Annotated in this window: 23 protein-coding genes; 12 read left to right on the forward strand and 11 right to left on the reverse strand. The window is 59.5% G+C overall.

What is annotated here, in order from left to right; all coding sequences use genetic code 11:
- The first annotated feature begins 260 nt into the window (after positions 1 to 260).
- Positions 261 to 1595 (forward strand): tyrosine-type recombinase/integrase, encoded by a 1335-nt coding sequence (locus LB529_RS28415; RefSeq protein WP_224712931.1) that lies wholly within the window; start codon positions 261 to 263, stop codon positions 1593 to 1595.
- 432 nt (positions 1596 to 2027) lie between these two features.
- Here the strand turns inward: LB529_RS28415 and LB529_RS28420 are convergent, their stop codons facing one another.
- A complete protein-coding gene (locus tag LB529_RS28420) occupies positions 2028 to 3422 on the reverse strand; it encodes a Do family serine endopeptidase (protein WP_224525820.1) in 1395 nt (464 codons plus the stop codon).
- 238 nt (positions 3423 to 3660) lie between these two features.
- Here LB529_RS28420 and LB529_RS28425 point away from each other — a divergent pair, with 238 nt between their 5' ends.
- From LB529_RS28425 to LB529_RS28450, 6 genes are all read left to right on the forward strand, one after another.
- Positions 3661 to 4023, forward strand: a complete 363-nt coding sequence (locus LB529_RS28425; protein ID WP_224712932.1) for a hypothetical protein — start codon at positions 3661 to 3663, stop codon at positions 4021 to 4023.
- Positions 4024 to 4268: 245 nt separating this feature from the next.
- Positions 4269 to 4739 (forward strand): Hsp20 family protein, encoded by a 471-nt coding sequence (locus LB529_RS28430; RefSeq protein ID WP_140715328.1) that lies wholly within the window; start codon positions 4269 to 4271, stop codon positions 4737 to 4739.
- Between the two features lie 75 nt (positions 4740 to 4814).
- Positions 4815 to 5312 (forward strand): Hsp20/alpha crystallin family protein, encoded by a 498-nt coding sequence (locus tag LB529_RS28435; protein ID WP_224712933.1) that lies wholly within the window; start codon positions 4815 to 4817, stop codon positions 5310 to 5312.
- Positions 5313 to 5385: 73 nt separating this feature from the next.
- The gene (locus LB529_RS28440) at positions 5386 to 6132 is read left to right on the forward strand and encodes an NADH dehydrogenase ubiquinone Fe-S protein 4 (protein WP_224525814.1); all 747 of its coding nucleotides are present in this window, start codon (positions 5386 to 5388) and stop codon (positions 6130 to 6132) included.
- 8 nt (positions 6133 to 6140) lie between these two features.
- The gene (gene rpoZ / locus LB529_RS28445; protein WP_224712934.1) at positions 6141 to 6407 is read left to right on the forward strand and encodes a DNA-directed RNA polymerase subunit omega; all 267 of its coding nucleotides are present in this window, start codon (positions 6141 to 6143) and stop codon (positions 6405 to 6407) included.
- A 76-nt stretch (positions 6408 to 6483) separates the two neighbouring features.
- Positions 6484 to 6849 (forward strand): SPW repeat protein, encoded by a 366-nt coding sequence (locus LB529_RS28450; RefSeq protein WP_224712935.1) that lies wholly within the window; start codon positions 6484 to 6486, stop codon positions 6847 to 6849.
- 119 nt (positions 6850 to 6968) lie between these two features.
- Here LB529_RS28450 and LB529_RS28455 read toward each other — a convergent pair whose 3' ends face one another.
- Genes LB529_RS28455 through LB529_RS28465 form a run of 3 tightly spaced genes read right to left on the reverse strand, consistent with a single transcriptional unit; the run spans position 6969 to position 9916 of the window.
- Positions 6969 to 8111, reverse strand: coding sequence for a two-component system sensor histidine kinase NtrB (locus tag LB529_RS28455; protein ID WP_140715338.1), 1143 nt, complete (start codon positions 8109 to 8111; stop codon positions 6969 to 6971).
- Position 8112: 1 nt separating this feature from the next.
- The gene (kaiC, locus tag LB529_RS28460; protein ID WP_224712936.1) at positions 8113 to 9609 is read right to left on the reverse strand and encodes a circadian clock protein KaiC; all 1497 of its coding nucleotides are present in this window, start codon (positions 9607 to 9609) and stop codon (positions 8113 to 8115) included.
- Complete coding sequence (locus tag LB529_RS28465) at positions 9596 to 9916, reverse strand: circadian clock KaiB family protein (protein ID WP_140715509.1); 321 nt, start codon at positions 9914 to 9916, stop codon at positions 9596 to 9598. Before LB529_RS28465 ends, kaiC begins: the two co-directional genes overlap by 14 nt.
- A 253-nt stretch (positions 9917 to 10169) precedes the next feature.
- Between LB529_RS28465 and LB529_RS28470 the strand changes: the two genes are divergently transcribed.
- Together LB529_RS28470 and ftsH are read left to right on the forward strand one after the other, a co-directional pair.
- A complete protein-coding gene (locus tag LB529_RS28470; protein ID WP_140715342.1) occupies positions 10170 to 10952 on the forward strand; it encodes a Crp/Fnr family transcriptional regulator in 783 nt (260 codons plus the stop codon).
- 114 nt (positions 10953 to 11066) lie between these two features.
- Positions 11067 to 12998: an ATP-dependent zinc metalloprotease FtsH gene (gene ftsH, locus LB529_RS28475; RefSeq protein WP_224525804.1), complete on the forward strand. Its 1932-nt coding sequence runs from the start codon at positions 11067 to 11069 to the stop codon at positions 12996 to 12998.
- A gap of 381 nt (positions 12999 to 13379) precedes the next feature.
- Here ftsH and LB529_RS28480 read toward each other — a convergent pair whose 3' ends face one another.
- The 3 genes from LB529_RS28480 to LB529_RS28490 all read right to left on the reverse strand — a co-directional run bounded on the left by LB529_RS28480 (position 13380) and on the right by LB529_RS28490 (position 14820).
- The gene (locus LB529_RS28480; protein WP_224525802.1) at positions 13380 to 13676 is read right to left on the reverse strand and encodes a protein-L-isoaspartate O-methyltransferase family protein; all 297 of its coding nucleotides are present in this window, start codon (positions 13674 to 13676) and stop codon (positions 13380 to 13382) included.
- A gap of 597 nt (positions 13677 to 14273) precedes the next feature.
- Positions 14274 to 14492, reverse strand: a complete 219-nt coding sequence (locus LB529_RS28485; RefSeq protein WP_224525800.1) for a conjugal transfer protein TraD — start codon at positions 14490 to 14492, stop codon at positions 14274 to 14276.
- Between the two features lies 1 nt (position 14493).
- Positions 14494 to 14820, reverse strand: coding sequence for a conjugal transfer protein TraD (locus LB529_RS28490; protein ID WP_224526215.1), 327 nt, complete (start codon positions 14818 to 14820; stop codon positions 14494 to 14496).
- A gap of 172 nt (positions 14821 to 14992) precedes the next feature.
- Here LB529_RS28490 and traA point away from each other — a divergent pair, with 172 nt between their 5' ends.
- Together traA and LB529_RS28500 are read left to right on the forward strand one after the other, a co-directional pair.
- Complete coding sequence (gene traA, locus LB529_RS28495) at positions 14993 to 18040, forward strand: Ti-type conjugative transfer relaxase TraA (RefSeq protein ID WP_224640190.1); 3048 nt, start codon at positions 14993 to 14995, stop codon at positions 18038 to 18040.
- A gap of 127 nt (positions 18041 to 18167) precedes the next feature.
- Positions 18168 to 18368, forward strand: a complete 201-nt coding sequence (locus LB529_RS28500; RefSeq protein ID WP_224525796.1) for a helix-turn-helix transcriptional regulator — start codon at positions 18168 to 18170, stop codon at positions 18366 to 18368.
- Here LB529_RS28500 and LB529_RS28505 read toward each other — a convergent pair.
- A complete protein-coding gene (locus LB529_RS28505) occupies positions 18362 to 18598 on the reverse strand; it encodes a helix-turn-helix domain-containing protein (RefSeq protein ID WP_224525795.1) in 237 nt (78 codons plus the stop codon). The two genes, LB529_RS28500 and LB529_RS28505, sit on opposite strands and share 7 nt — an antisense overlap.
- A 119-nt stretch (positions 18599 to 18717) precedes the next feature.
- Here LB529_RS28505 and LB529_RS28510 point away from each other — a divergent pair, with 119 nt between their 5' ends.
- Entirely contained in the window at positions 18718 to 19347 is a 630-nt protein-coding gene (locus tag LB529_RS28510) for a hypothetical protein (RefSeq protein WP_224525793.1), read from the forward strand.
- On the opposite strand, the gene LB529_RS28515 is transcribed toward LB529_RS28510, so the two are convergent.
- Genes LB529_RS28515 through LB529_RS28525 form a run of 3 tightly spaced genes read right to left on the reverse strand, consistent with a single transcriptional unit; the run spans position 19313 to position 23797 of the window.
- The gene (locus tag LB529_RS28515; RefSeq protein ID WP_224609622.1) at positions 19313 to 21415 is read right to left on the reverse strand and encodes a nuclease-related domain-containing protein; all 2103 of its coding nucleotides are present in this window, start codon (positions 21413 to 21415) and stop codon (positions 19313 to 19315) included. The two genes, LB529_RS28510 and LB529_RS28515, sit on opposite strands and share 35 nt — an antisense overlap.
- A 53-nt stretch (positions 21416 to 21468) precedes the next feature.
- Positions 21469 to 22698, reverse strand: a complete 1230-nt coding sequence (locus LB529_RS28520) for a hypothetical protein (RefSeq protein ID WP_224609620.1) — start codon at positions 22696 to 22698, stop codon at positions 21469 to 21471.
- Positions 22682 to 23797, reverse strand: a complete 1116-nt coding sequence (locus tag LB529_RS28525) for a Fic family protein (protein ID WP_224525781.1) — start codon at positions 23795 to 23797, stop codon at positions 22682 to 22684. The genes LB529_RS28520 and LB529_RS28525 overlap by 17 nt, the downstream gene beginning before the upstream one ends.
- Positions 23798 to 24205: the final 408 nt, after the last annotated feature.

Below are 24205 nucleotides of genomic sequence, written 5' to 3' on the forward strand. Positions count from 1 at the left end.
AGTGCTAACTACCTGTTATGCAATGAGAAATTGGCGCACCCGACAAGATTCGAACTTGTGACCTCTGCCTTCGGAGGCCGATTTAGCCAGTCTTTTCAATAGCTTCTGTTTCTACGATATCGTTCGCTAAGCTACTACGACGACTGACTTTTTGTCGACCCAAAAACCGAAGCCAGTATCCTACCGCAGGCCGGAGTTTCCGTCCGGGTGCTTCCGTGGTGCTTCCGCGGGATCACTTCGACAGAACCCTGAGGTGTGCGATGGCTAAGCTGAACAAACGAACCGTGGATCAAGCGGGACCGGGAAAGTCGGACTACTTCCTTTGGGATGATGAGTTGCCTGGCTTTGGGCTGCGCGTGTTTTCATCCGGTAAGCGCAGCTACCTCGTGCAATATCGAGCTAAAGGTCGGACCCGCCGATTCACCATCGGTCCCCACGGGGTCTGGGCACCAGATGCGGCCCGAAAGGAGGCCCGCATATTGATCGGTCGGATCGCGCAAGGCGACAACCCTGCGGAGACAAAACTTCTCGACGCTAAAACGATCACCATCAAAGAACTCTGCACCCGATATTTGGCTGATTGTGAAGCTGGACTTGTGCCAGGCAAAGGCGGCCGCCCCAAGAAGCCGTCGACCATGGAGATCGACCGTAGCCGTATAAAGCGCCACATCCTTCCGCTCCTCGGGAACCGGAGAGTGACCGAGATCACCATGGCAGACATTGCCAAATTTCTGCGCGACGTTGCCAACGGCAAGACCCGAACCGACATTAAGACGAAGAAGCGAGGCCGCGCGATCGTTCGGGGAGGTATTGGCACCGGCTCGCGCGGCGTCGGTCTTCTCGGCAGCATCTTCTCCTATGCAGTTAGAGAAGGGATCATCGAAAAGAATCCGGTTCACGGCTTTCGTAAGCCAAAAGATCGCGTCCGTGACCGTCGCCTGACCGAGCGTGAGTATAGAGCGTTAGGCAAGATTCTCGCGGACGCCGCTCTCGACCCGCAGTTTTCAACGGCCACGAAAATGGTTCGAGCCCTCGCTATGACAGGATGTCGACGAGGCGAGATCATCAATCTTCGAATGGGCGAGATCGATGTTCAGCGCAGTTGCATCAGGCTTGAGGACTCCAAGGAAGGTGCGTCGACTCGGGCTATCGGCCTGCCTGTGGTCGAGTTGCTCAAGCCACTATTGTCCGGCGATGAGGCTGATTTTGTTTTTCCTGGCACGGAGGAAGGGAAGCCATTGGTCGGCTTCCCCAAGCTATGGCAAAAGCTCGTCAAAGACACACCGCTTGAAAGCGTGACACCCCACGTGCTTCGTCACAGCTTCGCGAGCGTGGCAAACGATCTCGGCTTTACCGAGTCGACCATAGCTGCATTGGTGGGACATTCTCGCGGAACGATCACAAGCCGCTACATCCACACGGTAGACACTGCGCTCGTAATGGCAGGTGACACAGTCGCTAGCTACATTCAGGCTTTGCTCGATGGAGCGAAGTTCGAGCGCGCAAATTATGCGCTCGATCACAGTGCGCGCAAGGATGCCATGCGGAAGTTCTTGACGACGGCTGTAGGGTCCACCGGTACTAAGATGTCGTGACGGTGCAATTGCGCAACATCTTACGAGTTGGTTGTCGCTTTGCGTACATGCACTTCGTGACAGGGACCCAGAGGTCGCCTCCCGAGGCATTATCTTTGCTCGATTCGACCTCGTCGCGATTCGAGCTTTGGAAAGAACGCCGTGACGATGCCTCAACATTTGAAATGTCTTGCTGGATGGGCACGGGGAGCCGCGACCCGAAGACGTAATTGACAAGGACGGCGAGGTCGTAGGGACTTGGTCACGTGTCGAAGACGTCTTCTACAGTTTCACCTCAAAGGGAGCAGCGGAACACCTCCTCTCTCGCCGTTCACTAAGCCGGGGTTGTCGGAATTTGGTCAGCCTCTAACCGCGACCTTGCCTTGAGCAGCCGTGAGGGCGGCCATCAAGGCCACTTCTTCGTCACCGTAGCTGGCCTGACGCAGCGCCGCGTCAGGAAACGGCCACTGCAACGAAAAGCGATTGTCCTTGCCTTTCGATGCGGAACAAGATGGGCTTTTTCTGCTGGCGGGATTTGGTCCACTCTTGCTGGATATCAGAAGGCTGCGTCACGTTGCGGTTGTTGGCCGAGATGATGACGTCCCCAGGCCGAAGGCCGTTCTCCGCGGCGAGGCTATTTGGCGCCACTTCCTGGATGAAGACTCCGGTCGTACCCGGCTGGAGACCGAGTTGTTGACGCGCTTCGTCAGGAATGGGGCTGAGCGACAATCCGAGCGGTTGGTCCGCCGCTTCCGGACTCGGAACTGCACCGGTCTGCACCTCCTCGTTCTTGCGTTGACCCACAGTGAGCTCCACCTCCTGCTGGGAGCCGCCGCGGTTCCTTGTCAACGTCGCTTTCGACCCTGGCTTTTCGTTCGCTGCCGCCAATGTCAAGTCATGGACGCCCTGGATATCTTTGCCGTTGAACCGGGTGATCACGTCCCCCGATTGCAAGCCGGCCTTCTCCGCCGGACTGCCGGGCTCGACCGAGGCGACCAGCGCTCCCTTGGTGCTTGATATGCCAAGTGACTGGGCAAGCGGCGGCGTCACCTCCTGGAGACGCACTCCGATGAACCCGCGCTCGATGCGGCCGGTGCGGATCAGCTGATCAGCAACGCTTCGTGCAGTTCGGGAGGGCACGGCGAACCCGATGCCTATGCTGCCGCCGGACGGAGAGACGATGGCCGTGTTGACCCCGATCACTTCGCCGCGCGCGTTAAACAGAGGGCCGCCGGAATTGCCTCTATTAATCGAGGCGTCTGTCTGAAGGAAATCGTCGTAAGGGCCGGCTTGGATGTCGCGCGAGCGGGCGGAAAGAACGCCGACGGTAACGGTTCCCCCGAGCCCGAAGGGACTGCCAATCGCGATCGTCCAGGCCCCCGGCTGCATTGCGTCAGAGTCACCCCAGGCGGTGGCCGTCATGTTGGGGCGTGGATCGACCTTCAGCACCGCAATGTCGGTCGCTGGATCGCGGCCCACAAGTCGCGCGGGCGAAGTCTCCCTATCGGAGAATACGACGTGGATTTCGGTGGAGTCGGCCACGACATGATTGTTGGTGACGATGTAGCCCTCGGGACTGACCACGAAGCCGGAGCCAAGGGCTTCTCGCACCTGCGGCTGGGCAGGCCCGCGGCTGTCGAAGGGGTTGAGAAAGTCGTCGAGCATCGTTTGGTCCTGGATGATCTGCCTCGTCGTGATCGCGACCACGGCCGGCAGTTTCTGACGCACGATTGCGCTGAAGTCGTTCGGAATTTCCTGTGCTGAAACTGGAGCAAAGCCGGCAGCCGTGAGCATCAAAATTCCTGCGACGAAGCCAATGCAAAGTCGCTTCCCGGAAATGTAAGACATGATTGGTTCTCCTGCCCGACCGCCCTGGCGCTGCTGCGCGAACCCAAGAACTGACATTCACGCCGATTGTTTCACCGGTTTGAAAAAATGTTTATGGTGGGCTGAACTGCGGGGATGTGGCCTTGCGGGGCCATTGAAATTTGCTCGAAACTCTCCAAAATTTCAGCTGGTGGAAATCGCGAGAGAGCCACCAAACATGACGTCAACAGAGGAGACTGTTCAAAGCGGAGAACTATCGATGGAAGGAGCCATTTCGACGAGTTTTCCCCCGATCGGGCCCGTGGGCTCTGATGCTTTTCTTGACCGGTTACTCCATCCGGCACGGCATTTCGAGCGACCCCGGGACGTGCTGACCGACGTGACGCTGGACGTCCAGGAGAAGCGTGCAATCCTTTCGTCATGGGCATCGGATGCATGTGCAGTGGAATCGGTGCCGGCGCTGCACATGCCGCCGGGAGCAACCGAACCGGTCAGCTTCGATGCCATCATGGATGCGTTGCGCCAATTGGATCAGTTGGAGAAGCTTCCCGGCACCGGTCGCGGTCGTGAGATCGACAGCATTGCGGTCACCAGTCTTGCAGCATCCGTCGATCGACTTTGAGTGGAGCGCAGCCACGCTCTTCATCCGAGGCATCCGCCCGCCGGCGAGGATTCGCTGGCGGGGATAGACGTGTTCTCTCAGCGACCATTCGTCTGGCTGAAAATTTTCCTATAGGCCCCTTGAACGTGTAAATCACTGTTATAAATGTTGATCACCGGCCGCCACATGGGGCCGGCACAAGTCCAGGAGGCGCCAAGGCTCTTGGCGTCTCCTTGTATCCATGTTGCTCGAAGGAGGATGTGGCTATGAGGACAAACCTCGATTTCACCCCTCTGTTCCGGTCCAGCATCGGCTTCGACCGGATTTTGAACATGCTGGAAAATGCGAGCCGTGTCACTGCGATAGACAATTGGCCGCCCTATGACATCGCCAAGGCTGGTGAGGACGCCTATCGCATCACCATGGCGGTTGCCGGCTTCTCGCAGGAACAGCTGACTATCACTCATCAACCTAACCTGCTGGTTGTGAGCGGGTCGCAATCTAGCGATGATGACGGCCAGTATCTCTATCGCGGCATTGCCGGGCGTGCCTTCGAGCGTCGGTTCGAACTGGCCGACCATGTGCAAGTCGTCGGCGCCAGCTTGGACAATGGGCTGCTGAACATCGATCTCAAGCGCGAGCTTCCCGAAGAGATGAAACCGCGCCGGATCGCCTTCGCAGGCAGTCCGGCAAAGGCAGCGCCGCGGCAGATCGACGCCGAAAAGAACGCTGCCTGAAGTCAGAGTGAATCAGAAGCGACAGGCACCGGTAATCGCCCGGTGCCACGCGGTTGAACGTGGAGGTGAATAACCATGAACGTGCGTGACCTTATTCCGTGGGGCCGCAACAGCAACAACCAGGCCCCTAGCATCTATAGCGGTGGCGATCCGTTCCTGTCGCTTCACCGCGAGGTAAACAGGCTCTTTGATGATATGTTGAGGAGCTTCGAGACGCGCTTGCCTGCTGTGGGACAGCCTTCGCTCTTCGATGGGGGCTGGCCGAAGGTGGAGATTTCGGAGTCGGACAACGAGCTTCGCGTCACCGCCGAGGTTCCCGGCATGGAAGAGAAGGACATCGAAGTCCTGCTCGACGAAGATGTGCTGACCCTGCGTGGCGAAAAGCGGTCGGAAACCGAGGAGAAGGACTACTCCGAGCGCTTCTACGGTCGCTTCGAGCGGCGCATACCCCTCGGCTACGAGGTCGAGGACGACAAGGTCAAGGCGTCCTTTGCCAATGGCGTACTGATCCTGACGCTGCCGAAGAACCCGAACGCGCAGTCGAAGGTGAAGCGCATCCCGATCACCCACTGACGCATGGACCAAGTCGGAGGCGGCAGCCCGCTGCCTCCGGCGCATCCTTCGCCAAAAATGGGAGGGATGAGTGATGCAGAAGCAAGAAAGAAAAGTCACACCAGTCGTAGAAAATCTCGGACCGGCAAACGAGAAACGCGGGCGAGCGCCGTCGCTCGGGCGATCCGAGTTCCCGCGTGATGCCGTCGCGCGGATCTACAAGCCTTGCCGCTCAGTCATGACCTCAAGCCGTGCGCGGCCGAAAGGGTGGCGGCTGTTGTTCGAGCGGCGTACTGCGCCGGTCATTGAACCGCTGATGGGCTACACCGCAAGTGGTGACACGCTGACCCAGGTGGAGCTCGATTTTCCAACGGCTCAGGCGGCCATCGACTATGCCGAACGGCAGGGGCTTGCCTACGCTGTTCAAGGAAGCCCGGCGGCCGAAAAGTCCAGTGTCGAATCGTCTGACGCGGACAACCCGCTGCAGGCCGGCGCAGACGTTGTCTGGAACCGCCTCCAGTTGGCTTTGCTGCAAAGCAGCCACGGCGCAGTTTCGCAGGCGCCGCATTATGGACCGGCGCTGACGGACCCGGAGGCGCTTTATGCATCGCCGATGGACGTGGTCGTCGATCCTCTTCTGACAGCCGACGAGAAACGCGCAATCCTGCGAAACTGGGCGTGGAACGAGTATCTGGTCGATCTCGCCACGGCCGAGGGGATGCCGGAAAACGCGCGTCCGACGCGGCTGGACGAAGTGGAATTGGCCCTGCTCGCGCTGGAGCCAGTTACGGCAGCGAACCTGGCCGTTTCTATTCCTGAACAGAAGCAGAAGGCAATGTGAGGGTCGTCATGGATCGGCTGACTGTGCTCGATTGTGAAAATACGGTGCCGAACCGTTTCGCACTGGCCGTCGCCGTGGCGGGGCGCGCTCGTGCGCTCAGCCGGGGTACTGAGCGCCTGACCGACGAAGCGACGGCGCCCGTCGAACTCGCCCTGCGCGAGATCGCCGGCAACCGCTTCCAGCTCGACGAGATCAAGTCCTTTGTTCTGGCCGGTTCGGTTCCGCGCGATGGCTGGGTACGGCCCGGCCGACGAAGAAAGCTTCGCGGTGGCTAAGGTCAATCCATGGCTGCCGCACCCGCCGTCGCTCAGAGGGCGGCGCACTCACCATGTCAGGAAAGGAGGATGAGCAATGGAGAAATGGCTGAAAACTGAAGGTCGTCCGGCGATCGATATCGTCAATGTGATCGCCGGCATAGCGCTGGTACTGTCGCCTTGGTATTTTGGATTTGCGGCTGAAACCTATGCGGCCTGGAACGCCTGGATCGCCGGTGCGGTGATTGCCCTGATCGCCGTGGGTGCGCTGGTTGCGTTCCATGCCTATGAGGAATGGGCAAACCTGGTGGTTGGGCTGTGGACGCTGATCTCGCCCTGGGCCCTCGGTTTCTCGGCCCTGACAACGGCCATGTGGGTACATGTGGTCGTGGGAGTGATCGTAGCGGCCTTGGCTGTCGGAAGCCTCTGGTTCTTCGGCGACCGTCCGCTTTCAACGGCCTGACCAGCATCTCTGGCGGGCCCGGATCTCCGGGCCCGCTTTTTTCAACCGCTACGGGTGCGGTCTGCCGTTGTAGGCGTTGCGGCCAGGTACATCGGCAGCCGAAACACAGGCCGCTTTTTTCACCGACGTGTGTTGAGCCTGATCTCGCCCTGCATTTGCAGTTCCTCATTTCCTGTGCTTGGCGCGCGGGGAAGAAAGAGATGAACGCTTGTTCCCTCGCCGACCGCACTCTCGATCCTAACATGCCCCCCGGACTGCTTGATGAAGCCGTAAACCTGGCTAAGCCCAAGTCCGGTTCCCCGGCCATCGGCCTTGGTCGTAAAGAACGGCTCAAACACGTGGGCCAGGACCTCCTTGCTCATCCCGCAACCCGTATCGCTGACCGTGACCCGAACAAAAGAGGCAGCCGGAGCGGGCACGTCTTCGATGTTGCCGGGAGTACCGCTGGTCTCGATCGCCAGCGTGCCCCGGCCGGCCATCGCGTCCTTGGCATTCACAGCCAGGTTCAGGATGGCGACGTCTAGCTGATTGGCATCGACAACGACGGGGCCAAGTGCCGGATCCAGTTCAAGCCTGATGCTGATCCCGTTCCCCAGCGTCCGCTCCAGCAGCATCGTGACGGCTTCGATACGTCCATTCAGGTCGATTGTCTCCGGATACAGCGACTGTGCGCGAGAGAACGCGAGCAATTGCTGCGTCAGCGCACTGCCGTTTTGCGTTCGTTTGAGCAACTCTTCGATCAGCATCGCCGCGTTCGGATTCGCAGGATTCTCGCGCAGCTGCTTCTGAAGCAGTCGCAGCCCCGATTCGAACACCGCGAGCAGATTGTTGATGTCGTGAACGATGCCGGCAGCGAGCCGGCCGATCGCTTCGAGCTTTTGCGATTGACGCCGACGCTCCTGCTGCGCGCGTTGCGCGGAGACGTCGCGAAGACTGGCAAGCAGCGCCGGCCTACCGTCCCAGCTAAGTTCAACCGTCCGTATTTCCACTTCGGCTGGTGCTCGATTGGGTCTGTGGACGGTGATTTCCGTGGTTTCACCCGATATGACCGGCCGGCCGAGGGGGATGTGGACGAGATCGGCAGCCGGATAACCGAAGATCGCGGCGGCCGCCGGATTTGCATAAAGCACCGTTCCCGACAGATCGACAACCAGAACCCCGTCGGCCGTGGTTTCGATCAGCCGTCGAAAGTCGAGTTGGCTGATGCCCGTCAGATTTGCGTCGCCGTGTTGGTCGGAGATTTCGGCTGCGCCGCACGCCATCTCAACGCTCCTGACGCCAGGACGCGGCGGAGTCGCCGAACACGTCGGGTGCGCCGTCGAAGGGCTGACCGAGATGCATGCCGGTGCCGTCGATTGTGAAGCGCCGAATCTGCTTGTCATGCTCGCTGCCGCGCATTTTCAGCACCATGATCCCCCGATGCATGAAATCCCCTTCCTGGATGTACCGCAATAAGATGATCGAGTCCGTGAGGGTTGAAATATGCTGTTCGCTAGCACTCTGGCCGCCGACGAGCGATTTGTTGGTGGCCGTGCAAAGGCCAGCGATCTCGTGTTTCTTGATGAAGGAAGTGAGGCTGATTAGGAATTCCCGGAAACCGGTCTCTGGTGCGATCCGTTCCAATGCCGACAGGCTGTCGATAGCGATCCGGTCAGGCTTGAACTCTTCAATTAGCTCGCGGATCATCAACAGGTGGTCCGGCAAGTTCTGCGCTTCCGGGTAAATGCAAACGACCTTCAGCCGGCCATCCGCCTCCATGGCCTCGAAGTCGACGCCCCAGCCGCGCGCATTGCGGAACATCTGGCCGCGGCTCTCTTCGTAGCCGACCAGCAAGGCACGTTCGCCAGCCGCCGCGCCGCCTGCCAGAAAGTTTGTCACCAGCAGGGTCTTTCCGGTGCCCGTCGCACCGCTGACGAGGGTGATGCTGTCGCGGAAAAATCCACCGCCACACATCCTGTCGAGTTCCGGATTGCCGCTCGTCACCCGCTTGGTGCTGGATTGCTGCTCGAGCCGCAGTGAAGACAGTGGCACTGCCACTATGCCTTGCTTCACCACAAGCGTGATCGGCACCTCGCCCTCCACGTGGCGGCTGCCCCGCATCTTGAGAACTTCGATCGTACGCCTGCGTCGCTCGCGGTCGAGCGCGTTGCGCAGGATTACGACGTTGTCGGCAACAAACTCCTCGATCCGGTGGCGGGAGATCTCGCCATACTCGCTGTTGCGTTCGGCGGTCATTAGCACCGTCAAACCATCCCTCTTTAGCGCTGTCGCAATGCGAAGGAGTTCCCGACGGACCGATGTCTGCTCCGCGACGAAGTGGTCGAAGAGCTGGGTGACGGAATCCAGCACGATGCGCTTCGCCGCGGCGTTTCGCGCAGCGTGCAGGACACGCGTCAGCAAGCCTGACAGATCGAAATTGCCGACAACCATCTGGTCGTGGTCACGCGGGCTGGCGTCGACGAAGACCAGCTTGTTCATCTCGCGCCAGCGACGGATGTCCCAGCCGAAGCTAGCCATGTTGACCTCGATCTCGACCGGCGATTCCTCGAACGTGACGAAGACGCCGGGCTCCTCGAGCACGGTGATGCCGTGGGCCAGAAACTGCGTCGCAAATACAGTCTTGCCACTGCCGGGCGTGCCTCCGACGATGGTGGTGCGCCCGCGCGGCAGGCCGCCCATCACAAGATCGTCGAAAGCCTCGATACCGGTCCTGACGCGTTCGAGCGCGGGATCGATGAGGATCTCTTCAGCTGTGGTCATAGCCACTGTCCTTCTTGCGATAACCGAAATAGTCGAGAACCTGAGCGATGTTGCTGATGTCGCCAATCAGCCGTCGTGGAGGGATGGTTGACTCATCCGAGAGCGTCGGCGTCGCTAGAATGCCGGCCCTTTCCGCCTCGTCAGGATCCGCGACGACGTCGACGACCTGGATTTCGATACCGCCGGCCAACTCCTCCACTATCCTCAGACGGCTTGCCAGCGCCCGACGGGCGCCCGGCCCATCGCCGGCGACATACAGGCGAAGCAGGCCGTTGGCCTCTGGATTGGACCGATGACTGACGCTCATGTTCACGCCTTGCCGCAGGGAGTTGCAGTTTCGACGTGCACGAGGCGCCACGCCGCGGAATCCAGCCGCCGTTCTTCCCTCAGCAGCCGTCGGTCTGCCTGGAAGCCGATGCACCACGGCCTTGCGCTCGGTGAGGCCTGGATCAGCGCCCCCGTGCAATTTGTAGATAGCCGCGCCCGCCGCGTCTGCGCACTTGTGAACATTTCTTCGCGCCGGTCGTTGTAAACGCCGCCATTTGAAACGGAGGAGTGCGATGGAGAACCCTCGAAAGCGATCAGACCCGATCGGAAACAACCTGCTTCGGGCCCTCAGAGCCGACGACTGGGAGATCCTGCAACCGAGGCTCGAACAATGGTCGGCGCCTGCCGGGACTTTGCTGCACGAGCCAGGCGATGCAGTCCGTTACGCCTATTTCCCTTGCGGATCGGCCCTGGTCTCCTACCGCGTCGTGTTGAGCGACGGGCGAGCGATCGAGACTGCGCTCATCGGACGGGAAGGAGCGGTAGGCGGCATCGTCAGCCAAGGCAGACTTCCAGCGTATGCGCGTGCCGAAGTTCAACTTGGCGATTCATTCTTCAGGATCGACCTGCAACATCTCGAAGAAGCCAAATTGCGTTCCTTGACATTGCGTCACCTGTTTGCCCGCTACGCTGATTGCCTGATGGCGCAGGTATTCCAATCCGTCGCCTGCAGCGCAGCGCATTCGATCGAACAGCGCGCGGCAAGATGGCTGTTGGCCGTGACAGAACGGACGGGAGCCGAAAACCTTGCGGTGACGCAGGAACAGCTTGCTACAATGCTGGGGGTCGGCCGCTCCTATCTGAGCCGGGTCATTCGAGACCTGAGGCAGCGCGGCGTCATCGAAACCCGGCGCTCCCGGCTTGCTGTACGCAGTCCAGAAGGGCTGCGCTCGCTTGCCTGCGAGTGCAATGCGGCCGTCAGCCATCATTTCAACGACGTTTTGAAGGGGGTCTATCCGGCGGAGGAAAACGGCATGACAGGTGCGCTGGGCATGCCGCATAGGAAAGGACAGTGACAGACCCATTGTCGCCGGCCGGTCTGGGGCCTCCCACTTTTTTGCCCCGGACCTGGCCTACACCGATGCCGCGCGGACTGGGCGACCTATATCCGTTCCCCTGTGGAGGCCGCCATGGACATGAGCAACAGAAAGACGCAGTTCAATATCTGGTACTGGATTGCGGCGTTCGTGGGCGTGATGGTCGTCCAGTACATCTATGCCACGACGCAACACGTCGCCCAGATACCGTACAGCCAGTTCGAGACCCTTCTGAATGCCGGCAAGATCGCTGAGGTGCAGGTTTCGGACCGCTTTATCCAGGGCCGCTTCAAGGAGCCGCAAAACGGCAGGCCGCTGTTTATCACTACACGCGTCGAGCCGGACCTCGCCCGTGACCTGCAGGAACACGGTGTCACTGTGACTGGCCAGGTCGAAAGCACCTTCCTGAGCGACCTGCTTTCCTGGGTTGTGCCGGTGCTCGTCTTCTTTGGCCTGTGGATGCTGCTTCTAAGACGCATGGACGGCGGCGTCGGCGGTTTGATGCAAATTGGCAGGAGCAAGGCCAGAATCTATGTCGAAGCCAATACCGGCGTGACGTTCGACGATGTGGCGGGGGTCGACGAGGCCAAGGCCGAGTTGCAAGAGATTGTGGATTTTCTGAAGAACCCGGGCGAATACGGCCGCCTCGGAGGACGCATGCCCAAAGGCGTGCTGCTGGTCGGACCGCCAGGCACCGGCAAGACTCTCCTCGCCAAGGCCGTCGCGGGCGAGGCCAAGGTGCCGTTCTTCTCGATCTCCGGTTCGGAGTTCGTCGAGATGTTCGTAGGGGTCGGGGCCGCGCGCGTGCGCGATCTTTTCGAACAGGCGCGATCCAAGGCTCCCGCCATCATATTCATCGACGAGCTCGACGCTCTTGGCCGCGCCCGCGGGACCGCGGTCGGCGGCCACGACGAAAAGGAGCAGACGCTCAACCAGCTTCTGGTCGAACTCGACGGTTTTGATCCGCAGATCGGCGTCGTGCTGCTGGCCGCGACGAACCGTCCTGAAATCCTTGACCCGGCACTTCTGCGCGCCGGCCGTTTCGACCGCCAGGTATTGGTCGACCGGCCCGACAAGAAGGGTCGCATAAAGATCCTGCAGGTTCACATGAGCAAGGCCAAGCTGGCGAGGGATGTCGATGGGGAAAAAGTGGCGGCGCTGACGCCCGGGTTCACCGGTGCTGACCTGGCCAATCTTGTGAACGAGGCGACGTTGCTCGCCACGCGCCGCAAGGCGGATGCGGTAACGATGGACGATTTCAACAATGCGGTGGAACGCATCGTCGCGGGACTGGAGAAACGCAATCGGCTCCTGAACCCGAAGGAGCGCGAGATCGTCGCCTATCATGAAATGGGTCATGCGCTGGTAGCCATGGCGCTGCCTGGCGTCGACCCGGTGCACAAGGTGTCGATCATACCACGCGGCGTCGGCGCGCTCGGCTACACTATCCAGCGTCCGACCGAGGACCGCTTCCTGATGACGCGTGAGGAGCTGGACAACAAGATGGCGGTGCTGCTCGGCGGCAGGGCGGCCGAATGGATCGTATTCGGCCATTTGTCCACCGGAGCCGCCGATGACCTTGCCAAGGTAACCGACATAGCGCGCGCCATGGTGACGCGTTACGGCATGTCGGCAAAACTCGGCCACGTGGCGCTGGAAAAGGACCCGCGCTCCTTCCTGAGCCCTAACCCGCTCGCCGGCGGACCGCGCGAGCACGATTACGGCGAAGCCGCCGCCGACGCCATCGACACGGAAGTACGCGACATTGTGGCGGCCGCGTTCGAACGAACCGTCGGCCTCCTCACCGAGCGGCGCGACGTGCTGGAAAGGGCGGCACGCAGGCTGCTCGAGACCGAGACGCTCGACGAGACCGAACTTGCGTCGCTGGTCGGAGACGTCTCGGCGGATGGTGCTGTACGGGACGGGTCTGGTCAGTCGTCGGACAAGAGGCAGCCTACGCTGCAGCCGGCCAGGACCGCGGCCGCAATCCCCACGCCCGGATCGGGGAAATTCAGGACGCAATAGTGATGCTTCGGACTGCTCCCGACGGCATAGATCGCTCGTCGAAAGCCGTGTCGCACGCTGCAACGGCGACACGCGAGATTGATATCGATCGCTAGGCTTTCGAAACCAGTATATGTCGGTCACCAGCCAAGCGTTCTCGATGCCATTTGCTGGTCGCCCTAGGTGATATTACGCGAGACGGGTGACCTTGCCTCGCGCAGCCTTGAGCGCGACCTTTTCTTCCTCACTGCGCCCGGCTCCGCTGCAGGGGTAAAACCCGCATGGCACAAGTGATCGTACAGGGAACGTATCGCCAGCCCTTTCCAGAAGCATCATGAAACCTCCTTGGTTTTGACCCGTGAACGGCAGCGCCATCCGGCCAGCGTCGGACAAGTTCGAAAGTCACCGTTCCGGCACGTGCGTTACTCCGGCAAAGGCGATAACGACATCGAGGTCCGGCAGATCAACCGCCTGCGGTGCATCACCGGATACCACTTCGACCTGGGCATAATGAGCAAGATTGCTTTGCGCGCGCCGCGCGAATTCTTCGTCGATCTCATAGGCGATCACGCGTCCTCCAGAATCCGTCAGCTCAGCGAGGATGGCGGTGAAATAGCCGGCACCGGCGCCCACCTGAAGCACGGTCTGGCCGGGAGCGGTGTTCAGATGGTCGAAAACCAAGGCCCAAAGCGACGGCAAGCCGCTGTTAGTCCGCGTCTTTCGTCAAGCGAGACCAGAACGTCATGGTAAATCTCATGAAGTGCGGCTGAAGGGCTGGTATGGCTCGCTCCGATTTGCAATCGCGAATGGATACGCCATGCCCGTTGCCAAGGTAATGTTCGCGCGGAACCTTTGCGAAAGCCTCGATGACCGCAGGATTGTGCAAGACAGGTGACGAGACACGCAGGTCTTCGGCAAACCACCGGCGCGCTTCACTAGCATCGATTCTTGTCGGCATGGATATCGGGTCCCGTGTTGCGCGTACTGATGGCCCAACTGGTAGGCGCCAGCTTTGCCGGCCCAGCGAGGGAGTCGCACGACTTTCACGGGGTTGTCATGGAAGCTGTGCGTCAGCTGAACGGCGAGGGCCTGAGCAAGCTTTAGGCAGACGCGCAACGCGAAACGCTGATCCAGAGTTATTGTTGGACATTGGTGGACGAGTACCAAGACATCGGTATCTGCCGTTGCGGGTCGCTCAATGGTCGATAAGGAGCCCCACGTCTGTTCGAGGACCTTGCGCCCGCCTGTCTCAATGGCGGCCAAACGGGCCCTGTCATTTGGCGATGCTGATGTACTTCATTCATTCTCGAACGCCTGCTTTCCCTTTGCTGCCCAGAGCGACCGCGCCTGTGCCCCTTGATCGCTTTTGAGCTTGTCGGCCATCCAGAGCAGCGCGCCATAGATGGTGGCACGATCATCGCCGGTCAGGTCGACGATCCCGGCCTTGATGACGAGACCGCCGAGTTCGATCAGATGGCGCGTGCGCTTGCGGCGCTCGACCTGCCATATGCGCATGTCATGCCGCGCCCGCGTCGCCTGATGGCGACTGCGCGCCGCCCGGTTGCGTTTGAGCGCTGCCGTTGTCGCGGTTAAGCGCTGACCCAGATCGCCGCGCCCGCCCTTGAAAGAAAGCGGCCCCGCGCTTCGCCCATGCCTCCCTTTTTCCGGCATCCTTCGCCTCGGCGATGGCGACCAATGCGCCCGCCAGTTCATCGGCGGTGAGCGCATCGGCTCCGGTCGAGATGACCAGTTCGCCGAGTTGCTGCACTTTTCGCGTTTTGAGTTCCCGCGCCTTTTCTTCCAGTGCCTTCAGTTCCGCGTCGAAATCCCGTGGTTTACGCATGGCCGTCTCCATCTGACGTCAATGCGGCGATGATAGACGAGCACTTGCCTGAAGGCTTCAGGGTTGCCGAGACAGCCCGGGACGGGCTGGTCGCTCCCGAGATTTTTTCGAGGGAGGGCGCGCTTATACGTCGTGCCGACGTTCGCTTTGCCGTGCAAATGATCTGGTCGCGATGGCGATCTATCATCTTCACGTCAAGGTCATTGGCCGCAAAGCTGGCTCAAGTGCCGTGGCGTCGGCCGCCTACCGCTCGGCCTCGCGGCTGCGCGACGAGCGCATCGAACGCAGCCATGACTTTTCGGCTAAGCGCGGTGTCGTCCATTCCGAGGTGATCTTGCCAGAGAATGCACTGGGCGCCTGGAGCGACCGCGAACGGCTGTGGAACGACGTCGAGGCTTTCGAGGTGAGGAAGGATGCGCAGCTTGCCCGCGAGGTGGAGTTTGCCCTTCCACGCGAACTAAGCCACGCGCAAGGCATCGGACTGGCGCGCGACTTCGTGCAGGCCGAGTTTGTCAGCCGGGGCATGGTCGCCGATCTCAATGTGCATTGGGACAGGGCAGAGGATGGCAGTCCAAAACCTCATGCTCATGTCATGCTGACCATGCGGTCGGTGGACGAGAACGGCTTTGGTCCGAAAGTCCGCGACTGGAACAGCACTGAGCTGGTCGAGCGCTGGCGCGAGCGATGGGCCGAGCTTGCCAATGAGCGGCTTGCCGAACTCGACATAGACGCCCGCATCGACCATCGCAGTCTGGAAGCCCAGGGCATTGCCCTTGAGCCGCAAACCCAGATTGGTGCACCGGCGCAACGCATCGAGGGCGGTGGCCTTGACGCTGCCGGCATTGAAGCGGATCGCGCCGAACTGCACCGCCAGATCGCGCGCAACAATGGCGATCGCATTATTGCCGATCCATCCGTGGCGCTGGATGCCCTCACGCATCAGCAATCGACCTTCACCCGAAAAGACATTGCGAAGTTCTCGCACCGACACAGCGACGGGATGGAGCAGTTCAACACGGTGGCGGCAGCCATCGGCAACGCACCCGATCTGGTCGAACTCGGCAAGGACGGACGCGGTGCCGATCGCTTCACCACCCGGCAAATGATCGAAACGGAACAGCGCCTGCATCGCGCGGCAGAACGCATGGCCGGCGAGCGGCAGCATGCTGTGAGTGACCGGGATCGTGCGACGGCGTTGGCGGATGCCAAGCATCGTAGCCTTGTTCTCTCTGACGAGCAGACCGATGCACTGGATCACATCACAGATGACCGCGGTCTTGGAATCGTTGTGGGTTTTGCCGGAACGGGCAAGAGCGCGATGCTGGGTGTTGCGCGCCAGGCATGGGCGGCAGCGGGCTTTGAGGTCCGAGGCGCGGCACTTTCCGGCATTGCGGCCGAGAATCTCACAAGCGGTTCGGGCATCTCGTCGAGAACAATCGCCAGCATGGAACACAGCTGGGGACAGGGCCGCGATCTGCTCAAAGCGCGTGATATCCTGGTGATTGACGAAGCCGGCATGGTCGGCACGCGCCAGTTGGAGCGCGTGCTCTCCCACGCCTCGGACGTTGGCGCAAAAGTCGTGCTGGTCGGCGATCCGCGGCAGTTGCAGGCGATCGAGGCGGGCGCCGCATTCCGTTCGATTCATGAGCGCCATGGCGGCGTCGAAATCGGTCAAGTGCGCCGGCAGCGCGAGGAGTGGCAGCGTGACGCCACGCGCGATCTGGCGACCGGCAGGATCGGCGCTGCGATCGGCGCTTATGACAACAGAGGAATGGTGCACCGGGCTGCCTCGCGCGATGAGGCCCGCAGTGATCTGGTCGAACGCTGGGATCGCGACAGGCAGGCAGACCCAGAGGCAAGCCGCATCATCCTCACTCACACAAACGACGAAGTGCGCGCGCTCAACAAGGCAGCGCGCGAGCGCATGCGCGTTGCTGGAGATCTCGGCGACGATGTTCACGTGGGTGTGGAACGCGGCGCGAGAAACTTTGCCAGTGGCGACCGGGTGATGTTCTTGCGGAACGAGCGGTCGCTCGGCGTCAAGAACGGCACGCTCGGTGTGATCGGAGAGGTCAGCACGCAGAGCATGACGGCTCGCACCGACGACGGCAGGTCGGTGCGCTTCGACCTGAAAGACTATGCCCACATCGACCACGGCTATGCCGCGACCATCCACAAGGCTCAGGGCATGACCGTCGACCGGACCCATGTGCTGGCAACGCCGGGCATGGATGCCCATGGCAGCTACGTTGCCCTGTCGCGGCATCGCGACGGGATGGAACTGCACTACGGCAGCGACGACTTCGCGACACGAGACCGGCTCGTCCGCACGCTCTCACGCGATCGCGCCAAGGACATGGCGTCGGACTACGACCAGGTCGACCCGGCGCAGACCTATGCCGAGCGACGCGGGATCACCTTTCGACAGCGTGTGGTCGAAATCGTGCGCCGGATCGTTCCGGAGAAGCTGCGTGACAGGATTGGTGGGCTGCTGGACGGGTTGCGCTCTCCCGAAGACGGCGAGCCGATGCAGGAACGTGGACCTGGGCCGGCGAGGGAAAGTGTTGGGGCGCGGATCGGAGATGCAGGCCGGACGCCCGGCGGAGGAAATCTCGCCACAGGCGTGCCGCCCGACGTGAATGTGCCGGTGGACGCGGAAGCGGCATTGCGCAGCGCTCGCACGAAGGCGCTTGTTCGGCACGCGCGTGCGCTCGACGCGATCCTCAGTACCGGAAATGCAGACGGGCAGGGCAGTCCCGAGCAGATGCGCGAATTGAGAGATGCGCGTAGCGCTTTCGAGAAGGTGCGGCCGCATGGTTGGCGCGATGCCGAAGCGGCATATGTGAAAAATCCCGAACTTGTCCGCGAGGCGGGTGCCGGCCGCGTCAACCGCATCGTGCTTGCTCTCCAGCTTGAGACGGAAATCCGCACCGGGATGGACATCGATCCCGGCCGCCGCGCCGACCTGTTCGTGGAACGTTGGCAAAGACTCGATCGGACGGCACAGCAGCAATATCAGGCCGGCGACATGTCCGGCTACAAGTCAACGCGTGCGGCCATGTCCGATATGGCCAAGGGCCTTGAACGCGATCCCCAACTCGAATCGCTACTCGCCAATCACAAGAAGGTGCTCGGCATCCAAGTCGAATCCGGCCGCCGTCTGGGTGTGGAACTCGCGTTCAACCACGGCATTGGCAGCGGGCGTGGCATAGGAATCTAAACATCCGATTTGCCGCCGTTCCGACGCCCCAAATCGATCAGATGACAAATCTGATTGCCTGCGAGCCTTGGGTTGTCCTGTTTGGTTCCAACAGGTGCCAAATGCTCTCAGCGAAGGCAACGCAGTCATGCCTGAACCGGATCGTATCATTCGCCTTAGAACCGTCCTGGCGCGGACCGGCCTGTCCCGCTCAACGATGTACCGCAAAATCGCCGAAGGCACATTCCCGGCTCAGATCAAGATCAGCGTCAACGGTGCGGGTTGGCGGGAATCAGACGTAAATCAATGGATCGAAAATCCCGTCGCATGGCGAACAGAAGATCAGTGATTGCGTGACAAGCGCACGCCCGGGCCGCCACCATTCTCTGGAATGAATTCTATTCCGGCAGCTTCGAGTGACAGCTTCAGCGCTTGGAGGATTGATTCAGATGCGGGTTTCGAACCACGTTCGAATTGCACGATCGTCCTCAAACTCACCTTGGATAAATCCGCCAGTTCCTGCTGAGAAATGTCGAGGAGCCCACGGGCCGCGCGAACTTGGGCCGCACTTACCTTCATTGTTCAAATGCCCTGTTGCACAAAAAGCGCAAATATGCTTTTTTTAGGAAACGACAGTTGGAAGTGGTGCGTCCGCCTCCAACGGTCTGACCACGCCTAGGCTTTGCGGAGCTCGGATCATGGCTGATTCCGACCATAGCACGACTATGCCTCCCGTCACGAATGGCAAGACTGCCAACGCGTTGGACCGGTTGCCGGATGCAGACCCTGCAATTCAACTGCTGCGAGATTGGGCGCGGGCGCAGCATGTCTCGCATGTCCTTTGCCGACTTCAACAGCGCCTAGAGAGGCGCGTTCTCGGCGCTGCAGACCCAAAAGCGATCGATGAGAAAGTCGGCTATTCGATCGCTTGCCAAGCGGAGGTCGAGGCCACAACGGCGGTTTTAAAGCTTCAGGACAAACTTCCCCACATACAGGCGCGGTCGCTTCTTGGCATCGTCGCCAAGCTCGAAATCATCGCTGGCGCAGATCGCGATATCGACGATCCAACAGACTTTCCCTGGCCGCATATTGCTTCGATCCTCGACGACTTGAAGAAAATCGCCGGCAGCCTACCGCTTGGGCGGCCTGAGCGATCCGTCGTTCAGGCGGACTGCAGGCAATATCAAGCGATCGCGGCCAACCTCGTCGGTCTGGAAAACCGGGCCGCCAACCTTCAATTGGGGTTCTCCGTGCACCCCTCCCGCGTCATTCAATCCCCAAATGAATGCCAAGTCATGTCAACTTCGGCCCATTCTTCTGATGCCTAGGGAGAATGGCACGTGGCTGCCATTTGGTCTTGAATAGTTCGTCTACCTTGCGGGAGTTTTCGGCTAGATCAGCATCCTCATGCCACTTCTCCACCAGCGGGAGGGCCGCATCGACAGGCGCTGATGTGCTGATGTCGTCCACGATGACGTACCATCGATCTCGCTTCGAATCGTACTTGTGTTTTTGGCCGATTGCCTCAGCGGCCAGCCATATTTTGTCGTTCAGAGTCCGGCAAACCAAGTAGGTAAGACCGCCTGTTTCTGTTAGAATCGAGAACGATTTCATCTCCTTGCCCGCCGCAACTTCTTCTCGGATTGCCAGCACGGTTTTAGATAAGTCCGTCAGCGAGCCATAGGAAAAATCGTAGAGGTCGATGACTACCGATGCCAGTTCGGGGGGTGCCGTCTTCAGGCTCTTGAACAATTCGGAGATAACCGGAATGTCCAACCGCTCAAGGATGCTAACTGGGCGAACCGTCTTCACCCCGACGTCCCGCGGCATCATAAAATCCTCGACGATTTCGGCAAAATCCTTCTCAAGATGCATGAAGTCATATTCAGGATCCATCGCCAGTTTGTATTTCAAATGATAGCCGAGAAAATTGTATTCACTATCCGAATGCATCTTATCAAAAACGTCCGAGCGGCACTTAAGGTAGTAAAGAAACTCGATGGGCGTTGGCAGCATGCGCGCCACACAATCGAGAACGCCTAGGTCCCAAATGACGGGCGCGATCCTGTCGCTTCTCTTCAGCATGATGTTTGAGAGAAACGTCGCAGCAGGAAAAGCGTCGCTCAATATGACGGCAGGGAACACCCGCACCGTTGGTGGGAACGTCAGTGCTTTGCCGTCTTTCGTTTTGCATTCCGCTCCGGCCTGGACTAGCTCGGCAAACTCGTAGGCTTGGCGGTATGGGGCTTGAATGGCGCCTTCGAAATCCTTGTTTAATGCCTCTTCATCACCCGCTCTTGCCGTTAACGTCACACGCTTGGATTTCGCCTGCACGACGATCACGAACTCGCCGTAAACTATGAGCGCGTCGGCTTCGCCGGCTGTCTTCTTTTTGCTTGGCTGGATCGTGACGTTCTCATACACATTCGCCGCGCCGAATACCGATCGAAAGAGGTCAGCAGCTGCTTTCTCCAGAAAGGCACCTCGATGCTTGGCTGCTATGTCGACATATGTCTTGTCGGCTATCATCCAATAGGTCGGGCTCTCGTAGACGCTCTCAGCCAGCCTGTATGCGTTTGGTGCATAGAGATGCTCCCCAATATCGATCAGCGGCGCAAGATTGGCTTGATTCACAACAAACGCAGACGTGAAGTTGGCATTTGCGTTTGTGACAGGGGTTGCGAACTTGGCCATGAAGGCCTTCGCCTTGCTGGCACCGAATTTCTTGATCAGCTCGGCTTTGGCGATCAAGAGGCTGTCCGTTAAATCTGCCTTGGTCGGAACCGTTCCATCCTCCTTCCTCGCGTTGATCGCTGACATCTGCCGCGATGTATGCTCCATGATGAACCGTGCAATTTCGACCATTGGACGCGCTGAAAGCCCAGCATTGCGGATCAGCCATTCAAAATCATCGCGATATCGGTCTCGGGCAAAACGCTCTAGCTGATGGAGAAAGAAGCTGTCAGCACCGTAATAAATGGCTTCCCGAGCCGCGGCGCCCAGAGCCCTTTCGATCTTTCCAGGATCACTGAAATCCGGCATCGAATCCAATGTGAGCCGGTCGTGGAATTCCCTGAGAAGTCTGTCAGCTTTGTCTGCAAAATCGATGTCAGTATTGACGATGGAGTAAGTGCAATCCGACGCGGACTGAACCATCAGCCCGAGCAAGAGCATGAACTCATTGCTGTTTAGCTTGGTGGTAGACCAGCGCTTTTCTGGATCGTCGGCAACTTTAGCTTCTCGCAAAGCAATAGCAACGATCCAGTCGCGATACATGATGGCGGAAATATCATGCAATGTCCCGGGGCTCTGCGCGAGAACACGCAAGTCGTCGAATATATTTTCGAGAGAACGCGCCTTTGGTCGCCCCGGGTTTCCCAATTCCATGTTTGTCATGTCGCGCCAATTCTTATGTGGGCTAGAGCTATTGGGCCAAAGAATCGACTCACTCACCACTTAACAACGAGGTCGTCGTCGTAGAGCACACTTGGCAACATACCCATCATCACATGGTCGGGCAGGATGCGAGTAGCCCGCTTCTTATGGACTTCGAACCCGGGGTATGCGTCCCCAATGACTTGCTTGAAGAACGTCTGCGCGCGAGGCTTCAGGCATTCCGTAATTTCCCACAGAAATGCGTGGACGGCTTCGTAATCGGACACGATCTCTTCGGGTCGATCAATCGCTTCGAGATGCTCGAAGAACCTTTCGACATGGTTTCCTGGCATATTGAAGAGCGGGCGTCTGCCGTCGAAATAGACCACCTCGATCTGCTCGCGGATAGGATCGACATTACCGTGCAATGCGAAATTTCTCTTATCGATGACTCGCATGAAATGCGTGCTCTTGTCGATATCGCGTGCAAAGCCATCGCAATGCTGGCTGAGCAGCGCGAGGCGATCGGGAATCTTAGCCCGGATGAAGGCCTGATAGGCTTCAGGGGCATTCCGGATTTCATCGCGGGTGAACATGAGGATCACCATATTGATGAAGGCCTCGGCCATAACCGGCATCAGAAGGTGAAGCTTTAGACAGTTCCCGAAGAGGTCGTTCGCACGTGTGGATACTCCTTGCATGGCTTTTTCCAAAGTTTTCAGCCGCGATTTGGCACCTGGCGATCTTTCTGGAAAAGCCGTCTTTGCCGGGGCGTCGATAATAGCTGCGTGCAAGTCGGCGCACAGGCCCGCGATACTGACAAACTTGTTCTGAAAGACGACGAATTTTTCCAGGCTCTGTAGTACGGCAGATTTCTGCGGACCGATCCTCGCATAGTCCGTTCTAATACCGACAATCAGGTCCCGCCACTGCTGGTGCGTGAGCGCCTCGCCGACCATGATATGAATCTCGCGCGACATGCCCAAGATATACACGTCGGTCTCGCCGGCCTTGAGGCTGTAGTCCCAGTGTATCCAGTTATCGCTGTCATCCTTGCGCAGAAAGTTTTGAAAACCGTTCGGTTCGCCAAAGCGAGCTTTCAGATAACAGTAGATATCCACCGGCCTAAGCCGTGACCTGACCGCGAGAATGGCGCCGCCTTTCTTCTTCTTAGGCTTCCTGTCGCGCGTAACCCATTCCACCACTTCCTGCCGGGTAGCTGCCCGCCATTCACTGATGTTGAGGCAAGCAGGCTCTTTGACAGCCTGCCTCTTCTTTCGATGGGATTTACGCACGATCGTCACAAATATTCAGCGTGTAACGTGTGTGTCGGAGTTCACCAGTTCTTGTCAGCGCACTCTTGGCAACCAGATCCTGCAGGTCCCTCGTCGCCGTAGCGCGCGACGCCTGGGTGATGGCGATGTAATTCTCGGCGCTAAGACCGCCCTTGAAGCCGTCGATACCTTCGCGGAACATTCGAGCGATGACTTTTTCCTGGCGCTCGTTGAACTGATCCCGATGGCGCTCGTAGAATTTGGCCTTGGCGACGGAGAATTCGACACGAGCAAGCGTTACGCGCTGCGCTTCGAGGATCGTGTCGGCGAAATATAGCAGCCAGTCGGTAATCGCGTTGCTTTTGTTGCTGGCTTCCAGCCGGTCGTAATAAGCCTTGCGATGACGTTCGATCGTATAGGCCAACGCGATGAGACTCGGCTCGCCCAGATTTTGCGCCATCGCCTTTTCGCAAAGCGCGCGTCCTATGCGGCCGTTGCCGTCTTCGAACGGATGGATGCTCTCGAAATAAAGATGCGCGATACCGGCGCGCGTCAGCGCGGGAAGCGGAGTCTTACCCTTGGGCGCGGTATCGTTGAACCAGATGGTAAAGGCGTCCATCTCGGCTTTCACGCGCGATGAGGGCGGCGCCTCGAAATGCACTTTGGGTTTGTCCAGCCGGTTAGAGACGATCTGCATGGCATCGGCGTGCTGGCGATAGTTGCCGATCGTCTCGATGCGTCGCTCTCCGGACATCACCATCTTGTGCCAGGCATAGAGCGTGCGATGCGAGAGCGGCTTGGCAAAATGCAGATACACGTCGGCCATCATTTCGGCGATGCCCCGCTCGGCGGGCGGTATGCGCCTATTCTCGCCTCCGAGCCCAAGCTGCTGCCGCAAGGATGATTGCAGGCTTTCCCGGTTGAGATACTCACCCTCGATCTCGGATGTCTTCAAGGCCTCTTCGCTGATTAGATCGATGCGGATCTGGTCGCGGTCATCGGGGCCGACATGGCGAAACACGCCCAGGAACTCGCCCGATCGCAATAGGAACTCGCTTTCCAGCGGGTCCAATGCCATCTTGTCGTAGGTAAAATGCGGCCAGTCGGCCTGCTCCCAATTCCATGCCATGAGCTATAGAGCGCCTTTCTATAACTCATGATATCGAAAAAGGTGAGCTATAGCAATCTGATCTATGCCTCAGCCAGCACCCGTTAGACAGTCTCCGGCCGCCCCCGCAGAAATTCGACATATTGACCGTGAAGAAACCACAGTCCCATGAGTAGAGTTGGGCCTTAGCCGGAGCCACAAGCTGCACCCGGCCGCGACCAGTGGTAAGTTGGCGCGGAATGGGCGTCTGACTCCACAGTGATCGGTCAAAGCCTAGCCCGAATACATGTCCGACTGCTTCCGTGGTGCTTCCGCGACGCACTTCCCGACCTCGTCTCGCGGGAAAAATACCTTGCTAACCAGCTGTTTTGACAGTATAAAAATGGCGCACCCGGCAGGATTCGAACCTGCGACCTCTGCCTTCGGAGG

This window comes from Mesorhizobium sp. CA5, from assembly GCF_020165105.1.
Classification (GTDB): domain Bacteria; phylum Pseudomonadota; class Alphaproteobacteria; order Rhizobiales; family Rhizobiaceae; genus Mesorhizobium.